This is a genomic window from Allobosea minatitlanensis (genome assembly GCF_964020775.1).
Genome location: NZ_OZ224509.1, coordinates 2,662,208 through 2,677,619, shown reverse-complemented (window position 1 = coordinate 2,677,619; position 15,412 = coordinate 2,662,208). Strand labels below are relative to the sequence as shown.

Below are 15,412 nucleotides of genomic sequence, written 5' to 3'. Positions count from 1 at the left end.
TGGCCGCGACATGCGGTTGCATCGTCTTTCCGCTTATGAAACGACCGCGTCAAGAACATGCCGCGACGGCGCCCATGCCGAAGCGTCATGCTTGAATTGGTTGAAACAAGCCCTTGCCTCGCGGCGCTCCGCTTCCGGCGGTTTGCGTCAGGACCGAACGACCATGACGCCAGCCGCCCGGATCAACGCCGCCATCGAGGTGCTGCAGGATATCGTCGAGCGCCGCCGCCCGGCTGCCGATGCGCTCAAGGATTGGGGCCTGTCGCGCCGCTTCGCCGGCTCGAAGGACCGCGCGGCGGTGGCCTCCCTGATCTATGACGCGCTGCGCCGCAAGGCCTCCTCGGCCTACGCCATGGCGTCGGAGGAGCCGCGCGCGCTGGTGCTCGGCATGCTGAGGGGGCTGCGCGGCCTGGCGCGGGACGAGATCGCCGCGCTCTGCTCGGGCGAGAACCACGCGCCGGCGCCGCTCTCCGCCGACGAGACCGCGCTCCTCACCGCCTTCTCGGACGACGACGCGCCCGGCTGGGTCCGCGCCGACGTGCCGGAATGGCTCTGGCCTTCCTTCGAGCGGGCTTTCGGCGCCATGGCGGTCGAGGAGGGGCAGGCGCTCGCCGCCCGCGCCCCGGTCGATCTGCGCGTCAACCGGCTGAAGGCGAGCCGCGAGGCCGTCGCGAAGGACCTTGCCCATCTCCAGCCGGAGGAGAGTGCCTGGTCGCCGGATGCGCTGCGCTTCCAGCCAGGCCATGACGGGCGCGGTCCCTCGCTTCAGACGGAACCCGGCTTCTTCGCCGGCGCCTTCGAGATCCAGGACGAGGGCTCGCAGCTCGTCACACTACTCGCCGGCGCCAGGCCCGGCGACACCGTGATCGACCTCTGCGCCGGGGCAGGCGGCAAGACGCTGGCGCTCGCCGCGCTGATGGCCAATCGCGGCAATCTCTACGCCACCGATCTCGACAGCCGCCGCCTCGCCCCCCTGCACGACCGGCTGGCGCGCTCGGGCGCGGCGATCGTCGATATCCGCATCCCGCGCTCGCGCGGCCACGAGCCGCTGGCGGATGTCGCCGGCCAGGCCGATCTCGTGCTGGTCGACGCGCCCTGCACCGGCTCCGGCACCTGGCGGCGCAACCCCGATGCGAAATGGCGCGTGCGCCCCGGCGCGCTGGCCGAGCGCGTCAAGGACCAGGCGGAAGTGCTGGCCCGCGCCGCCAGGCTGGTGAAGCCGGGCGGGCGCATCGCCTATGTCACCTGCTCGATGCTGCCGGAGGAGAACGACGAAGCCATCCGCGCCTTCCTCGGCAGGCATTCCGGCTTCTCGACTGTCGCCCCGATTGACGTGCTCGCCGGGGCCGAGAGCGACTTCTCCCTGCTCGCCCGCTTCGCCACGGAATTCGGCCTGCAGCTCTCGCCGCGACGCACCGGCACGGACGGTTTCTATCTGGCCTGCCTGCGACGCGGGGACTGAAGCGGGAGAAGCGTTGCGCGCGCCCGCGCGATCCAGTAACGGGACGCGATGACGAGCGCTCAGCCCCATCACGACTCCATCCTGATCATCGATTTCGGCTCGCAGGTGACGCAGCTCATCGCGCGGCGCATCCGCGAGATCGGCGTCTATTGCGAGATCGCTCCGTTCCAGAAGGCGGGCGAGGCCTTCGCGCGGCTGAAGCCCAAGGGCGTGATCTTCTCCGGCGGCCCCGCCTCGGTGCCGGACGAGGGCAGCCCCCGCGCGCCCGAGGCCGTCTTCACGGCGAACATCCCGCTGATGGGCATCTGCTACGGCCAGCAGACCATGGCGCATCAGCTCGGCGGCACCGTCGAGGGCGGGCATGCCGCCGAGTTCGGCCGCGCCGATGTCGAGATCGTCGCGCCTTCCGCGCTCTTCGCCGGCGTCTGGGAGCAGGGCGGCCGCTATCCGGTCTGGATGAGCCATGGCGACCGCGTCACCGAGCTGCCGCAGGGTTTTTCGGTCAAGGCGACCTCGGAGAACGCGCCTTTCGCGGTCGCGAGCGACGAGGAGCGGCGCTTCTACACCACCATGTTCCATCCCGAGGTGGTCCACACCCCGGACGGCGGCAAGCTCCTGCGCAACTTCGTCGTCGAGATCTGCGGCTGCAAGCCGGACTGGAGCATGGCGGCCTATCGCGCCGAGATGCAGAAGAAGATTCGCGAGCAGGTCGGCAGCGGCCGCGTCATCTGCGGGCTCTCCGGCGGCGTCGATTCGGCGGTGGCGGCGGTGCTGATCCACGAGGCGATCGGCGACCAGCTCACCTGCGTCTTCGTCGATCACGGCCTGATGCGCCTCGGCGAGGCCGAGCAGGTCGTGACCCTGTTCAGGGATCACTACAACATCCCGCTCGTTCATGTTGAAGCCGAGGAGCTTTTCCTCTCGGAGCTCGCCAAATGCGGCGCCGACCCGGAGGCCAAGCGCAAGACCATCGGCCGGCTCTTCATCGAGGTCTTCGACGCGGAAGCTGCCAAGCTGGGCGGCGCGGATTTCCTGGCCCAGGGCACGCTCTACCCGGACGTGATCGAGAGCGTCTCCTTCTCCGGCGGGCCTTCGGTGACGATCAAGAGCCACCACAATGTCGGCGGCCTGCCCGAGCGCATGAAGATGAAGCTCGTCGAGCCGCTGCGCGAATTGTTCAAGGACGAGGTCCGCGTGCTCGGCCGCGAGCTCGGCCTGCCGGAAGCCTTCGTCGGCCGCCATCCCTTCCCGGGACCGGGCCTCGCCATCCGCTGCCCCGGCGAGATCACCAAGGAGAAGCTCGACATCCTGCGCAAGGCGGATGCGATCTATCTCGACGAGATCCGCAAGGCGGGGCTCTACGACGTGATCTGGCAGGCTTTCGCCGTGCTGCTGCCGGTGCGAACGGTCGGCGTGATGGGCGACTACCGCACCTACGACCATGTCTGCGCCTTGCGCGCCGTGACCTCGGTCGACGGCATGACGGCGGATTTCTATCCCTTCGACATGAACTTCCTCGGCCGCGCCGCGACCCGCATCATCAACGAGGTTAAGGGCATCAACCGCGTCGTCTACGACGTGACCTCGAAGCCCCCCGGCACGATCGAGTGGGAGTGATCGGCGCGGCGGCGCCTTATATGGAGGCTGGCGCTCTGTCGGGAATGTGAGCTAGGCGACCGCGGCGGCGAGGCTAGCCATGTGGCCGGGCGGCACGGGCAGATGCTCGATGGCCGGGCGCGCGAAATAGTAGCCCTGCATCAGCTTGATGCCGAGCCCGCGCAGGGCGTCCATTTCCTGCCTTGTCTCGATGCCCTCGGCGATGACCGCGATCCGCAGGCGGCGACAGACGTCGTGGATCGCCGCCATGATCGAGCGCCGCCGGACGTCGGAATCGATGCCCCGGATCAGGCTCATGTCGAGCTTCAGGATATCGGGCCGGATCTCCAGCAGCGCGGCGATGCAGTTGTAGCCCGCGCCGAAATCGTCATAGGCGATCAGCGCTCCCCGGCGCCGGCAGGCCGCGATCTCGGCCTTGACGCGGCCAAGGTCGCCGAGCGCCCTGTGCTCCGAGATCTCGAAGATCAGCTTCCGCTCCGGGAAGCCCAGCCCTCGTGCGGCCTCGAGCGTCGCGAGCAGCCCGTGCGCGGAATGCCCGACCGCCTCGGCCGAGATGTTCACGCTGAGGTGGCAGGGTAGCCTGAGGCGCTGCGCGAGCTCGACCGCGCGCCTGCGGCAGGCCGCGTCGAAGGCCGCGGCATCCGCGCCGCCGATCCCGGAGAGGACATGCGCGGCGCCTTCGCCTTTCGTCCCCCGGACCAGGGCCTCGTAGGCATAGGGCGCAGCCCCCGAGGCGAGGTCGACGATCGGCTGGAACGCCATCGTGAAGGAGCGGGGCTGCGTGGCTGCGCCCGGCGGGCCGGGCTCCGCCGCTTCACGGGCGGCGCCGGCCGGCAGCATCGGCATCTGCCGGCCCGGCGTCGGGCGCGCGGTGGCGGTGCGGGACATGGCGCAAGACAATCTGGGACCCTTTCGCTGTCGACGCTAATCTGTGGAGAGGGGGCCTTTGCGGCCGCTCGGGCTTCCGTCGGGGTTCAACCCGTATTGGCGATAGAGCGCGGCCCGATCCTTCGCCGCCTGGGCGTCCAGCAGGGCGTCGGCCCGGCGGCGGAAGGCCTCCCGGGCGGCGAGGCCGGCGGTCGTCGTCACCAGGCTGGCGGCTCCGGTCGGGTCCCAGGCCGCGGGCATGCTCGCCAGTGCCTGCGCCGTGCCCAGGGCCGTGGCTTCCGCGTCGAGCTGCTTCTCCAGCGCGCGGCTCTCCGCCGGGATCGGCGGATGGTCGGGGCGCGTCTCGCCGGTGCTCTGGCAGGAGGACAACGCGATCGTCGCGGCCGCGACCGCCAGCAGGCGGGCAGGGCGAAGGACAGCCTCGCCCCGGCCCGAAGGCCGATGCGGCGGCGTGCGTGGCGCTGTTGCAGGCGTGATCATGGCATCTGCCCCCGGCTGTGGAAGCAGTCCTATCAGGGCGGCCGCGCCGCTGCCCCCTCCGAACGGGGAGGGAGCATCCGGCTCAGGGCTGCAGCGAGAGCGGAACCGTGGCGCGGATCAGCAGCGCGACCAGATCGGCCTGGCGGTTGGTGTGCGTCTTCTGGAACAGGTTCTGCAGATGGAACGTCACGGTCGTCTGCTTGACGCCGAACTCCTCGCCGATCTCCTCCAGCCGCTTGCCCGCCACCAGGGCGGCGGCGAGCCGCGCCTCGGTCGCGGTGCAGCCGAACAGCGAGGCCAGCACCTCGGTCGAAATCTCGGGCTGCTTGTCCGGGTCCACCACCAGCGCCAGGGCATGGCGCGCATTGCTGCCGGGCAGGCCGAGCGAAGAGAGCTGGAAGACGAGCGGGTGCCCTTCCTCGCGCTCGACCGCGACCGTCAGGCTGCTGCCGGTCTCGCGCAGGACGGTGGCAAGCGCGGCCTTCAGCGATTGCGAGGACCTGGCGGTGCGGGCGAGGAGGCCTGCCCCTGTCAGGGCCAGCCCGTCCGCCTGGCCGATCAACTGCCGCCCGGCCTCGTTGGTGAGGCGGACCTCGCCGCTTTCCTCGAGCAGGAAGATGCCGATCGAGAGCCGGTCCAGCGCCGCCGCCAGCGCCGCGAGGGTGATGTCGCCGCCGCGGACGGCCTGCTCGATCATCTGCTGCTGCTGCGCGCGCAGATCGGCCAGCAGCGCCTGCCGGACCCGGTCGACCAGGCGCAGCCGCGAGCGGACCGTCGCGAGCAGGTCGTCATAGTCGACGGGCTTGACCAGATAGTCGTCGGCACCGGCATTCTTGCCGTTCAGCATCTCGGCCCGGTCGGCCAGCGCCGTGAGGAAGATGAACGGCACCTCGGCGAGGTCGGGCCGGTCGGCTCTGAGCTTGGCCATCAGCTCGTAGCCGCCGAGCTCGGGCATGGTGATGTCGCACAGGATCGCGTCCGGGCGGGTGGTGTCGAGCCGCAGGAGCGCCTCGCGGCCATTGCTGGCCTCGACGACGCGGTAGCCGGCCGCGACCAGCTCCTCGACGATGTCGGAGCGAAGATCGGCCTCGTCCTCGATGCAGAGGATCGTCCTCTGGCGCTCGGGGGAGAGGTCCGGTGAACCGGGCTGATCCGCTGTCATGCTGCCAGTGCTTTCTCGGTCGGAATTGCCAGGACGAAGGTCGAGCCGCCGCCGCTGCGCAGGGAGGCGGTGACGTCGCCGCCATGCATCCGGGCGATGGTGCGGGCGACGTGCAGGCCGATGCCGGTGCCTTCGACGCCGACCGCGTTACGGGCGCGAAAGAAGCGGTCGAAGAGGTTGTCGCGGTCGCCTTCCGGGAAGCCGACGCCGCGGTCGCTCACCTTGATGCGGATCCATTCCGCATCCGCCTCGGCCACGATCTCGATCGGGTCGGGCGGCTGCGAGTATTTGGCGGCGTTGGACAAAAGATTGGCGACGACCTGGTCGATCAGCAGCGGATCGCACGAGACCGATGCGGGCAACTGGTCGAGATCGAGCCGGAAGCGCCGGTCCGGCGTGGTTTCCTTCTGGCGCTCGCAGGCCTCGACGATCAGCTTCCCGAGATCGTGGCGGCATGGCACGAAGTCGATCTCGCCGGCGTCGAGCTTGGTGGCGTTGAGCGTGCTGGAGACCAGCCGGGTCAGGCGCAGGATGGCGGTCCTGATCTTCCCGGCCCGCTCGCGGATCTCCGCCTCGCTCATCTCCCGGCCGCGGCGGATCATGCGCTGGGCGCTGGAATCGACGATCGAGAGCGGCGTCCTGAACTGGTGCGACACCATCGAGACGAAGCCCTTGTAGAGCTCGCGCAGCTTGGTCTCCCTTTCCAGCGACTCTTGCAGGTCCTTGGTGCGTGCCTTGACGGTCGCCTCGAGCTGGTCGCGGCGGTCGACCAGTTGCAGCCGCGCCAGATGCGCGTCGGTCACGTCGCGGATGAAGAGGATGCCGCCGATGATGGCGTTGTCCGACCAGACCGGATAGGTGAATTTCTCGATATAGCGGTCGCCGCCGGGGACCGGATGAGCCGGCATGTGCAGACTCTGCCCCGCCAGCGTGTCGCGGATCATGGCCAGGATGATGTGGCCCTCCGGCAGGCGGTAGGCTTCGCTGATGGCGCGGCCGATCACGCCGGAGCCGCAGGGCGCCGGAAACATCCGGCCCATCGCCGAGTTCCAATGCGTGCAGCGGCCCTCGACGTCGAAGGCGATCACCCCGTCGCCGCTCGATTCCAGCAGCAGGTTCGAGAAGTCCCTGTCCCGCCGCAGCGCCTCCTTGGCGCGGGCGGCGCTGCGCAGGCTGACCAGCAGGCGCGCGACGATGAAGGCGCCGCAGCCGAGGATGAGCAGGATCGCGACGATCGCCTGCCACAGAACGGAGGAATAGCGGTCGCGCTGCCGGCCGATATTCTCGCGCTCGGCCAGGAACACCCGGGTCGCGGCCGTCTTGAGCCTGCTCGCATCGGCGCGCAGGCCTTGCATGAGTGCCGGCGGGATCGGGCTGCCATCGCGGATGGCGGTTTCCATGGCGTCGTTGAACGCCATCAGATGGGCGCGCGCGGCGGCGATCACGGGGCCTTCGCGGGTGCCCGCCAGCGCGCGGCCCAGCGTTCCATGCGAGACCACGTCCATGCGGCTGAGCGCCAGGTCCATCTGGAGCCGAAGCTTCTCCGTGTCCTGCTCGCTGCGCGCGCCGTCCTTCCAGCCATAGGCCTCGAGGACGAGGCGCTGCTCCTGGTCATGGGCCTGGAACAGCGCGTAGAGCAGGCTCTCGCCGGAGCCGGTGGCGAGCTGGGCCTCGGTCTGGAACAGCCGCTGCAGCGCGAAGGTCAGCAGCAGCGCGGAGACGACGACGGCGCCGAGCGTCATGGCCGTGATCGTCCATGTCCGCGCCGGACTGCTCATTCGATCTCGATCCTGGCGAGCTGCCAGACCCAGCGGGCATCGTGGCGCTCGTCCTGGATCCTGGGGTTGGCGTCGCGCGGATAGACGATCCAGATCGGCCCCTTGTCCCGGCGCGTCATGGGCTTGCCGTCCATGCGCGTCGCCAGAAGCGCGCCGTGCTCGACCGCCTCGGGCAGGGGCGTATCGATCTCGTATTCGTTCAGCGCGACCGCGCGGAACCGTCCCGTGGCCTTGACGCCGAGGAAGTCGAGCAGATCGGCGAGGAGCACGCCCTCGAAGACCTTGGTGCCGTCGGTCCACGGCGTCGAGGTCTCGACGCGCTTCTGTGGCAGGCCGGCGAACAGGGCCTCGTCGAAGGCCGCTGCGGCGCCCTGATTGGTCCGGCCGAGCTTCCCCGTGACGGTGAGGAGAACCGGCCCGGCCGGCGCCGGGAAGCCGTCGGCCTGGGCCGCGCTCGCGATGAGGAACGCGGCCAGCAGGACGGCCAGATGCCGGAGCAGGCGCAGAAGCCTGCCCGGCAAACGAAAGTCTCGGGAACGTTGCATGAATATTCGGCCCCCCGAATAGTTGCATGGCGCGGACAATACCATTCCTGATCTTCTATCCTTACACATTTTTCCCGTCCCCCTCCGAACAGAGGGGGTGCCCCCCATCCGGCGACCTAAGGGGAGGCGGCAACGCGATCCCGCCGCGGCGCCGCAGCGCGCCGGAAGCGGATGCGCGGGAGCGTCCCGCTCCTGGCCTGGGGGGAAACATGGATATCGTCGCAGAAGCAGGCATGGCCGTTGCCGGCCCCGCCACGGAAGGCCGGCCCGCGCGGGCCGGGAGGTCTTCGCTGCGCAGCCGTCGTCCGCTGCCGGCACTGCTCGCCGCCCTCTCCCGGCCCGAGCTGGAGCGGATGACGCGGGACTATTCCGACAGGCTTGGCAAGATGACGCCCGAGCACAGGCAGATGGCGAGGGCCATGCTGCGCGAGCAGGTGAAGCATGTCGACGCCCTGCGCGAGCGGGGAGAGCGCCATCGCCCGATGGTCGTGCCCTACGCCGCGCGCCTCAGGCTGCTGTCGCGGCGGAACTGGCAGGCGGCAGCGGGGAGGGAGGCCGGGCGGCAGTGGTGGGCGGTGACGGGCTCGAACCGCCGACATTCTCGGTGTAAACGAGATGCTCTACCGACTGAGCTAACCGCCCCCGCTTCCGCGTTTAAGGCTTCGGCGCGCGTATCGCAAGCCGGCCCGGCGGCGTCGGCGCTGCCGAATTCCGCCATCTTCATCGGGACAGATCAGGGCCATGAAACGCGCATCACGACGCTCCGGCCTCGCGGCCAGGCTGCTGCTCTCCCTGGCGCTCATCGCCGCGCAGCAGGCGGCGGCGCAGACGGCTGTGCCCGATTCCTTCTTCGAGGGGCGGCCGGCCTTCTCCCCGCCCGAGCAGCCGGGGACGCCGGCGAGCTGCGAGAGCATCGCGGCGCAGCTTCCCGATTCGGTGCCGCCCGATTCGCGCGTCGACATGGCGATCGCCGGCCCGGTCACACTGATCCAGAACGACGGCACGGTCTGGTACGTCGCCGTCTGCGCCGACCCCGGCATCCGCGTGCTTTGCGTGACCTATGGGGCGGGCGACCTGAAGCTCGGCGACATCGCCGTATTGCGCGGCGGATACAACCGGCAGAACGCCCGCCACGTCATGCTCGATCCCTGTCTCGCGGCTCGGGAATGAGCCGCGCGCCGCGCGGCGGCGCAGGCCGCGGCGGGCGAGGCCGGGGATATTTTCCACCGAAGTGATTTTGCCGGCATCCGGTGCTTGACACTTCGGGTCGAGGGCAATACTCACCACGTCGCTGACGGCCGACGCGCCCCAGCCGCCCAGCGCGGGCGTAGCTCAGTTGGTTAGAGTGCCGGCCTGTCACGCCGGAGGTCGCGGGTTCGAGCCCCGTCGCCCGCGCCATGTATCTCTCTGAAGATACTCATCTTTTCTTCTTTTCCAAATTCTTGGAATGCCTCGGTTCGGAATCGCCAGACCGGCGCTTTCGGAATTACGGGCCGGTTTCGTTCCCGGCCCGAGCTCGTCTGCCCTTCTTCCTGGCCTCCGGAACGGTGGCTGCTGTGGCGATCTGGGCCGGAGTGTAGGTGCGCTGCAGCGTCCGGCTCTGAGCGATCGTGTTGCCCATCACGTCCGAGAGTGCCTTGGGGTCAACCGAGCCTGCCGCGGCCTCGAGCGCGCCGCTGCGACGCATGTCGGAAAGCTTCCTTTGCTCCGCCTCTCCGAATTCGGCGGCTCTGACGACTCGGAAGACCGACTTCGACGGCCATCCCATCGCCTTCGATCTGACCGGAGGCGAGAAGAGCGACGCGCCGCATTTCCCGATCCTGCTCGGACACGGCCCCGACATCGACCCGGGTGCCACTGTCGGTGACAAGGGTTATGCCAGCAAGGCAAATCGGCAGGCGGCACGGTCACGCGGCATCATCCCGGTCATTCCGCACAAGGTGAACGAGAAGGACAAGCCCGGCTTCTTCGCGAAAGCCCTTTATCGCGGGCGTGCCCGCATCGAGCAGACCGTCGGCAAGCTCAAGCGCTTCAAGCGGGTCGCCCTACGATGCGAGAAGGCCAAGCGAAACTTCACAGCCATCGTCGCCCTCGCAGCAGCATTCGTCTTGGTCAAATCCGTCCACACCGCTTAGGGCTTGTAGGGATTCATCGTGAATTGATGACGGCGGCGACGAGATGGATCATTGCCGCGAAGCTTTTGGTCGGTTTTGTCGGCTCGCATTGCGATGCGCTTGAACTCCTTGAGCTTGCAGAAGAAGTTCTCGATGAGGTGGCGCCATTTGTAGAGCTCGCGGTCGAGCGGCAGCGGGGTTTTGCGGCGTGGGTGCTGCGAGATGACGATCTTAGTCCCGCGGGCGTTGAGATCTTCGACGATCCAGTTACTGTCGAAGGCCTTGTCGGCGATCAGGCCGCCGAAATCGATGCCTGCCAGCAGGGGCTCGACGCCGACCGTGTCGAAGCGGTGACCAGGCAGCAGTTCGAAGCGCACGAGATTGCCCAGTGCGTCGGTCAGCGCAAGGATCTTAGTGGTCATGCCGCCCTTGGAGCGGCCTATGGCTTGGCTCTGAGTCCCCTTTTGCGCCCTGGCCATGGCGGTGGACCTTAACGATGGTGGCGCCGACCATGGCGTATTCCATGTCAGGTTCGTCCGAACAGGCCTCGAAAAGCTTCACGAAGGCATCGGCCTTGCGCCAATCGCTGAAGCGCCGGAACGCTGTGCTCCGGTTGCCGAAATGGGCCGGAAGGTCGCGCCAAGGGCTTCCCGTCCGCGCGATCCATAAGACCGCCTCGATGAAAAGCCGGTTATCCTTACCACTGCGGCCCGGGTCCGCAGCCTTCCCCAGACAATGCGGCTCCATCTTCGCCCATTGGGCGTCCGTCAAGACAAAACGATCCATCAAAAGCTTGAATCACATCCAAATCTCCATGAGAATCCCCACAAGCCTTAGTCTACCTTACCCCGCCTGTGTAGCCGGCGGGGCGTTTTCAATTTGGAAAGTGGTTGCCTTTAATTTCACTCGCCGGATTTTCTCCGCCTAACCGACCATGCGCGCGTACGCGTCGGTCGAGTAGACGGTTCGGTTGCCAGCGGGTTTGTTGGGGGGGGGGCGTTGAGGTGGCCTTCTTGCTACATTCTTATTAGAGCCCGTTCTGTTGACACAGCTTGCTCGCCCGCTAAACACAGGCGCCAGTTGGTAAGTCGCTGACACAGTGGATTATGATGTCTAAAGCCGTCACCATTGCAGCTAAGATCAATTTAGCCGCCTTGATTGTGATATTCCAATCCAATTTTCTGTATTTTTTTTACGGACCTCTCTCATCTTTTTCATTTTGGAAGTTATGTTATTATTCTATATGGGGGGTAACGGTACTTGTTTCACTAATTTCTATTATTGAACGACGGCATTTGGCGCGAGCTGTAGCGCCAATCGCTAATGTTTTAATGTTGTGTGCTCTCATTATCTTTATTCATCCAATTGATAATATCTCTAAGAGCTTTCTGGCTGGGCTCTGTACTTTCATCTGCGTCTTTGTCTTGGCATCTCGCGCAGGCGCGAAATGGGCTCTCTCATTCTCTGCCTGCGTGACAGCCTTTGCGGGGGGATTATGTTTGATGGACGCTGCTTTTCCTGCGTTGTTTGGGAATACAGCCGGTCGAGCGAGCGGCTTTGTGGGTAATGCCAATGACGCTGCAATGCAGCTTCTTCTTGGCCTGATTGTCTCGGTTCAGGCGCTTCCTCGCGGGTTGCGGGCCAGCTACGTCGTCTGGATTTGCGCTGCCATCATCGCGACGCTTTCGCGTTCGACAATGCTAGTTGCATCGATCGTCTTGGCGATTTCCGCGGCTAGGCAACCTGAAGTGCGTGCAATGGTAAGGAATGTTGCCGGGGCTAGAGAAACGCGTGTGATTGCGTCAGTTGTCGTCCTCTGGCTAGCTGCCGCTGCGATTTGGAATCCGTTCTTTGGCAAAGGGAACGATTCGATTGTTGATCGAATCGGCCAATTGCCCTTTGCCCTGCAGTCGTTCTTGGGCTCGGTTCGTCCTATGTGGGATCAACAGGCAGAAAATAACTCTTATCCCGATGGGGCGTCCAACGGTGATTTCAAAAACCTAGAACAAGTCGATAGCGCTGCTGCGCGAGGCATTTACCTGCGGAGATCCATTTCTGCCTATTCAAGCGGACCTCCAACAGGAATTGGGCTTGCCGAGGCCTATAAACTCAGTTCACACAATACATATCTGTTGTTCGGTGTGGCGTTTTCAACTATTGGATTTGCGATTCCGATTATGATTATTTTTTTGATATTTGCTTATTCTGGATTTGGTTTGGCCCTTCCAATGACGGTTTGCACGCTAATGCTGTTCTCCAGTAACATATTGTTTTTCCCAGCCACCATGATTCTGTTGTCTCTCGGGATGGTCGGAAAACAAGCGTCGATATCCGTTTCGTCATCCTCAGCAGAAAACCGGATCTAAGTATGCTCGCAGCTAGCTCAAGCGTAATGCTTAACACTGCGCTTGCGCAGGTTATTGGTTTTTTTAGAACGGCTATGATCGCCTCATATTTTGGGGCCTCGATTGAAGTAGATTCCTATTACATCAGTCTTGTCGTTCCGACATTCGTCGCTACTGCTGTCGCTAGCTGGCTTCAGGTGGGTTTCGTCGGGCAGTACTCGATACTGCGATCGCAATCCCGAGAAACAGATGCAGTGGATTATCGGACGAGCATGATACTCAGCGTCGCGTTCGTGTCTATTGCTGTAATGGTTGTCTGCATTGCTTTTCCATATCAGGTAATGAGCGCTCTATTGCCTGAAAATCAAAGCAGCTCCGTGGCAGCGCAAGCTCTTGTTCTCAGTAGTTTGACGATTGCTCCGATCCTTCTCTCCGATTTTTTTGCTCTTATCTTAAACTGCCATGGGGGGTTTTTTGCTCCTTCTGTGGCGCCTGTCGTGAATGCTGCAGTCTCTGTTTTCTCCCTGTGGATCTGGCCGAGCGCTGACCTCAATGCGTTGTTGCTGACGCTGGTTCTGGGCAGTTTGGGCCAGTTTTCGGTCGTTTTTGTTGCGCTACTGAGATCCAAGATTGGATTTCGGCTTAGCTTCGGGCGCGGCAAAGAGCTTGCTTGGAAAAGCCTGTTTGTGGGCATGCCCGTTATCCCAGCAATCCTTTTATCGAATGCGACGAGTGCCACGATCCAGCTTCGAAGCGCTCAATTAGGCGAGGGGGCTGTTTCCATCCTAAATTATGCTCAGCGGCTCAGTGGCTCTATCGGCCAGGTTCTTGTCATTGGCATCGGGACCATTCTGCTCCCCCAAATGGCATCCTTGATGTCTCAGGAGAACAGAGCGGCAGCGCTGGCGGTAATTCGCAAAATTTCGCGTGTGGCTGTTGCGATCTCCGCATATTTCCTTGTTGGCATCTACCTGTTCGGTTTCCCGGCGGTTAAAGCAATTCTCTCCAGAGGTTCATTCAGCGTCGATATTGCAAGGCATGTTTGGGAGGTTTGGTTTATCTTAACTATATCGCTGTTGCCTTTTTCTCTTGGGACATTTATCGCGAAAGTCGCTCAGGCAACGCAAAAGTCGGTTATGATACTTATCAGTAGCGCGATCCTATTTGGGGTGATCTGGGTAGCCACCCTTTGCGGGGTTGCGATCGAAAGCTTGAGTCTGATCGCAGCGTCTCTGGCCTTGGCCTACTCTGCGACGGCTATCTTCTGGCTCGTTTGGATGATGCGGTCGTTCGATGGTGGGGTACTAATTCAAGACCTGCTACAGTCGCTCGTATTTGTGGCGCCCGCCATCGCCGCTGGAACGCTATGTGATCTAGCGGTGTCAACGCTGACCGGTTCGTGGTTGCCGATTCTTGAGGTGGCGGTTCGTGGCGCGATCTACACAATCGCTTTCGGTGCCGCCTTGGAGCTGCTCAGGTTCAGAAAGTGGTTGGGGCAGACAGGGACGGTTCCGAGCACTTCCGATCTGCAGGCGTCAACTCAATAGGGATGAGCGATCGTCAAGGCCACGAGCAGTCGTCTGTCGATAGCCCCGCCAGCCAGCGGCGGCGGGGCTAGCGCCGCCGCCGCTGGCTGGCGATGCCGCGCGCGCTGATCTCCAAAAGCTGGCCGGCGAACCAGCCCGCATCGTCAGTCCTGTCTGCCACGAATAAGGGTCTCTATTATTCGATAACATAATAATCATTGATTAGGGCCGCCTGAAGAGGTGCTCGGTAATCCGCAGCATCCGCGCACGCGCCTGTTCCTCAGCCGCTTCATCGACAAGGCCTGAAGCCGCCGCCTTGGCCGGAAAGCCGGGGCGGCGCGTTCGTACCGGGGCTGCCCTGTTCTCAGGCGGCCTTGGCGGCGGCGGCCTTCTTGTCGGCGGCGTGCTGGTCCTCGGCCAGGCCGGCGCGCCAGTAGCTGACGACCAGGTGCCGGTCGCGGTCGCGCCGCAGCCGCTCGCGGGCACCGGCCCGGATGCGGAGGAAGTCGGCGTGCTCCATTGCCGCCCAGAGATAGGTGTCCGGCCCGTCGGCGGGCCAGTCGAGCGCCTCGAAAGCCTCGGCCAGGCACGAGGGAGCGCCCTCGGCGCGGTGCAGCCAGCGCAATGTCACGCCCTCCGGCCGGGCCAGCGCCTGCTCCTCCTCCGGGCCGGCGACTTCGACGATGGCGAGGCCGGTGGCCTGCGCCGGCAGCGCCGCCAGCATCCGCCCGACGGCGGGCAGGCCGGTCGCGTCGGCGAGGAAGACATAGCGTCCGGCGCTCTGCAGGCCGCGCCCGCCGGGGCCCGCCATGCCGACCTGGTCCCCGGGCTGCGCCCGGGCCGCGAAGGCCGCGCCCGGGCCGGCATCGTCATGCAGCACGAAGTCGATCGCGAGCCTGCCGGCGGCGGCGTCGATGCTGCGGATGGTGTATTTGCGGATCGCCGGGCGCTTGTCCTCGGGCGGCGCGATCGGCAGGCCGTCCTCGCCCAGCATCGGCCAGGCCGGCTCGGCCAGCCCCGCCGGCGGAATGAACAGCCGTACATGCAGCGCCTCGAGCGAATCGTAGCGCGCCAGATCCTCGCCGGCGAAATGGATGCGCCGCATATGCGGCGTCACCGTTTCGATCGCCGCAACGGTCAGGACCCGGAAGCCGGGCAGCAGCGAGGGGCCGGCCCCGTCGCCCTCCCAATGGATCCGAAGCTGCTTTCCGTCCGGCGCGAACTCGACGACATGGCTGGCGACCGCGAAGCGCAGGCTCGTCAGCGCGGCGAGCTCCGCCGCCTCGACCGCGACCTCGAGCTGCGCGTCGTCGTAGCGCAGCGTCGCCGTGGCGCCCGCGAGGGCGATGCGCGCCTCGCCGGGGCCGGTTTCGACGACGGCCTCGTGCTCGACCAGATGCGCGCAGAGCGGCGTCACCACGGAGGCGGGATCGGGCAGGGCGATCCGGGCGCGGGTCAGGAACATCGGTTTCTCCATCGGCGGGCGGGCCGGGCG

General features: G+C 65.4%; 13 protein-coding genes, 2 tRNA genes and 1 pseudogene. 7 read left to right on the top strand and 9 right to left on the bottom strand.

All coding sequences use genetic code 11. The annotated features are described in order from the left end of the window. Positions 1-163 precede the first annotated feature (163 nt). Positions 164-1,462: an RsmB/NOP family class I SAM-dependent RNA methyltransferase gene (locus ACWH43_RS13225; RefSeq protein WP_158445034.1), complete on the top strand. Its 1,299-nt coding sequence runs from the start codon at positions 164-166 to the stop codon at positions 1,460-1,462. Between the two features lie 48 nt (positions 1,463-1,510). Continuing rightward, positions 1,511-3,079, top strand: a complete 1,569-nt coding sequence (guaA, locus tag ACWH43_RS13220; protein WP_158445033.1) for a glutamine-hydrolyzing GMP synthase — start codon at positions 1,511-1,513, stop codon at positions 3,077-3,079. 51 nt (positions 3,080-3,130) lie between these two features. Here the strand turns inward: guaA and ACWH43_RS13215 are convergent, their stop codons facing one another. The 6 genes from ACWH43_RS13215 to ACWH43_RS13190 form a co-directional block, all read right to left on the bottom strand. Next, positions 3,131-3,967: an EAL domain-containing protein gene (locus ACWH43_RS13215; RefSeq protein ID WP_260349754.1), complete on the bottom strand. Its 837-nt coding sequence runs from the start codon at positions 3,965-3,967 to the stop codon at positions 3,131-3,133. 36 nt (positions 3,968-4,003) lie between these two features. After that, positions 4,004-4,447, bottom strand: coding sequence for a hypothetical protein (locus tag ACWH43_RS13210; protein ID WP_158445032.1), 444 nt, complete (start codon positions 4,445-4,447; stop codon positions 4,004-4,006). 82 nt (positions 4,448-4,529) lie between these two features. Further along, the gene (locus ACWH43_RS13205) at positions 4,530-5,609 is read right to left on the bottom strand and encodes a response regulator (RefSeq protein ID WP_158445031.1); all 1,080 of its coding nucleotides are present in this window, start codon (positions 5,607-5,609) and stop codon (positions 4,530-4,532) included. Continuing rightward, complete coding sequence (locus tag ACWH43_RS13200) at positions 5,606-7,387, bottom strand: sensor histidine kinase (protein WP_158445030.1); 1,782 nt, start codon at positions 7,385-7,387, stop codon at positions 5,606-5,608. The genes ACWH43_RS13205 and ACWH43_RS13200 overlap by 4 nt, the downstream gene beginning before the upstream one ends. Continuing rightward, positions 7,384-7,908 (bottom strand): molybdopterin-dependent oxidoreductase, encoded by a 525-nt coding sequence (locus ACWH43_RS13195; RefSeq protein WP_260349753.1) that lies wholly within the window; start codon positions 7,906-7,908, stop codon positions 7,384-7,386. Before ACWH43_RS13195 ends, ACWH43_RS13200 begins: the two co-directional genes overlap by 4 nt. 590 nt (positions 7,909-8,498) lie before the next feature. Continuing rightward, a tRNA-Val gene (locus ACWH43_RS13190) sits at positions 8,499-8,574 on the bottom strand. A gap of 99 nt (positions 8,575-8,673) precedes the next feature. Here ACWH43_RS13190 and ACWH43_RS13185 point away from each other — a divergent pair. Together ACWH43_RS13185 and ACWH43_RS13180 are read left to right on the top strand one after the other, a co-directional pair. Beyond that, the gene (locus tag ACWH43_RS13185) at positions 8,674-9,102 is read left to right on the top strand and encodes a hypothetical protein (RefSeq protein WP_158445028.1); all 429 of its coding nucleotides are present in this window, start codon (positions 8,674-8,676) and stop codon (positions 9,100-9,102) included. Between the two features lie 151 nt (positions 9,103-9,253). Continuing rightward, a tRNA-Asp gene (locus ACWH43_RS13180) sits at positions 9,254-9,330 on the top strand. A gap of 88 nt (positions 9,331-9,418) precedes the next feature. On the opposite strand, the gene ACWH43_RS13175 is transcribed toward ACWH43_RS13180, so the two are convergent. Further along, a complete protein-coding gene (locus tag ACWH43_RS13175; RefSeq protein ID WP_158445027.1) occupies positions 9,419-9,619 on the bottom strand; it encodes a hypothetical protein in 201 nt (66 codons plus the stop codon). Between ACWH43_RS13175 and ACWH43_RS13170 the strand changes: the two genes are divergently transcribed. Beyond that, positions 9,618-10,067, top strand: coding sequence for a transposase (locus ACWH43_RS13170; RefSeq protein ID WP_448153501.1), 450 nt, complete (start codon positions 9,618-9,620; stop codon positions 10,065-10,067). The genes ACWH43_RS13175 and ACWH43_RS13170 overlap by 2 nt on opposite strands. Here the strand turns inward: ACWH43_RS13170 and ACWH43_RS13165 are convergent. Further along, positions 10,064-10,793, bottom strand: a pseudogene (locus tag ACWH43_RS13165) (IS5 family transposase). The gene ACWH43_RS13170 and the pseudogene ACWH43_RS13165 sit on opposite strands and share 4 nt — an antisense overlap. A 362-nt stretch (positions 10,794-11,155) precedes the next feature. Here ACWH43_RS13165 and ACWH43_RS13160 point away from each other — a divergent pair. Together ACWH43_RS13160 and ACWH43_RS13155 are read left to right on the top strand one after the other, a co-directional pair. Further along, positions 11,156-12,412, top strand: coding sequence for a hypothetical protein (locus tag ACWH43_RS13160; RefSeq protein WP_158447009.1), 1,257 nt, complete (start codon positions 11,156-11,158; stop codon positions 12,410-12,412). 2 nt (positions 12,413-12,414) lie between these two features. Further along, entirely contained in the window at positions 12,415-13,938 is a 1,524-nt protein-coding gene (locus tag ACWH43_RS13155) for a lipid II flippase MurJ (RefSeq protein ID WP_158447010.1), read from the top strand. 343 nt (positions 13,939-14,281) lie between these two features. On the opposite strand, the gene ACWH43_RS13150 is transcribed toward ACWH43_RS13155, so the two are convergent. Next, positions 14,282-15,382 carry a siderophore-interacting protein gene (locus tag ACWH43_RS13150; protein ID WP_260348370.1) on the bottom strand — a complete coding sequence of 367 codons (1,101 nt, stop codon included), beginning with the start codon at positions 15,380-15,382 and terminating at the stop codon, positions 14,282-14,284. Between the last annotated feature and the right edge of the window lie 30 nt (positions 15,383-15,412).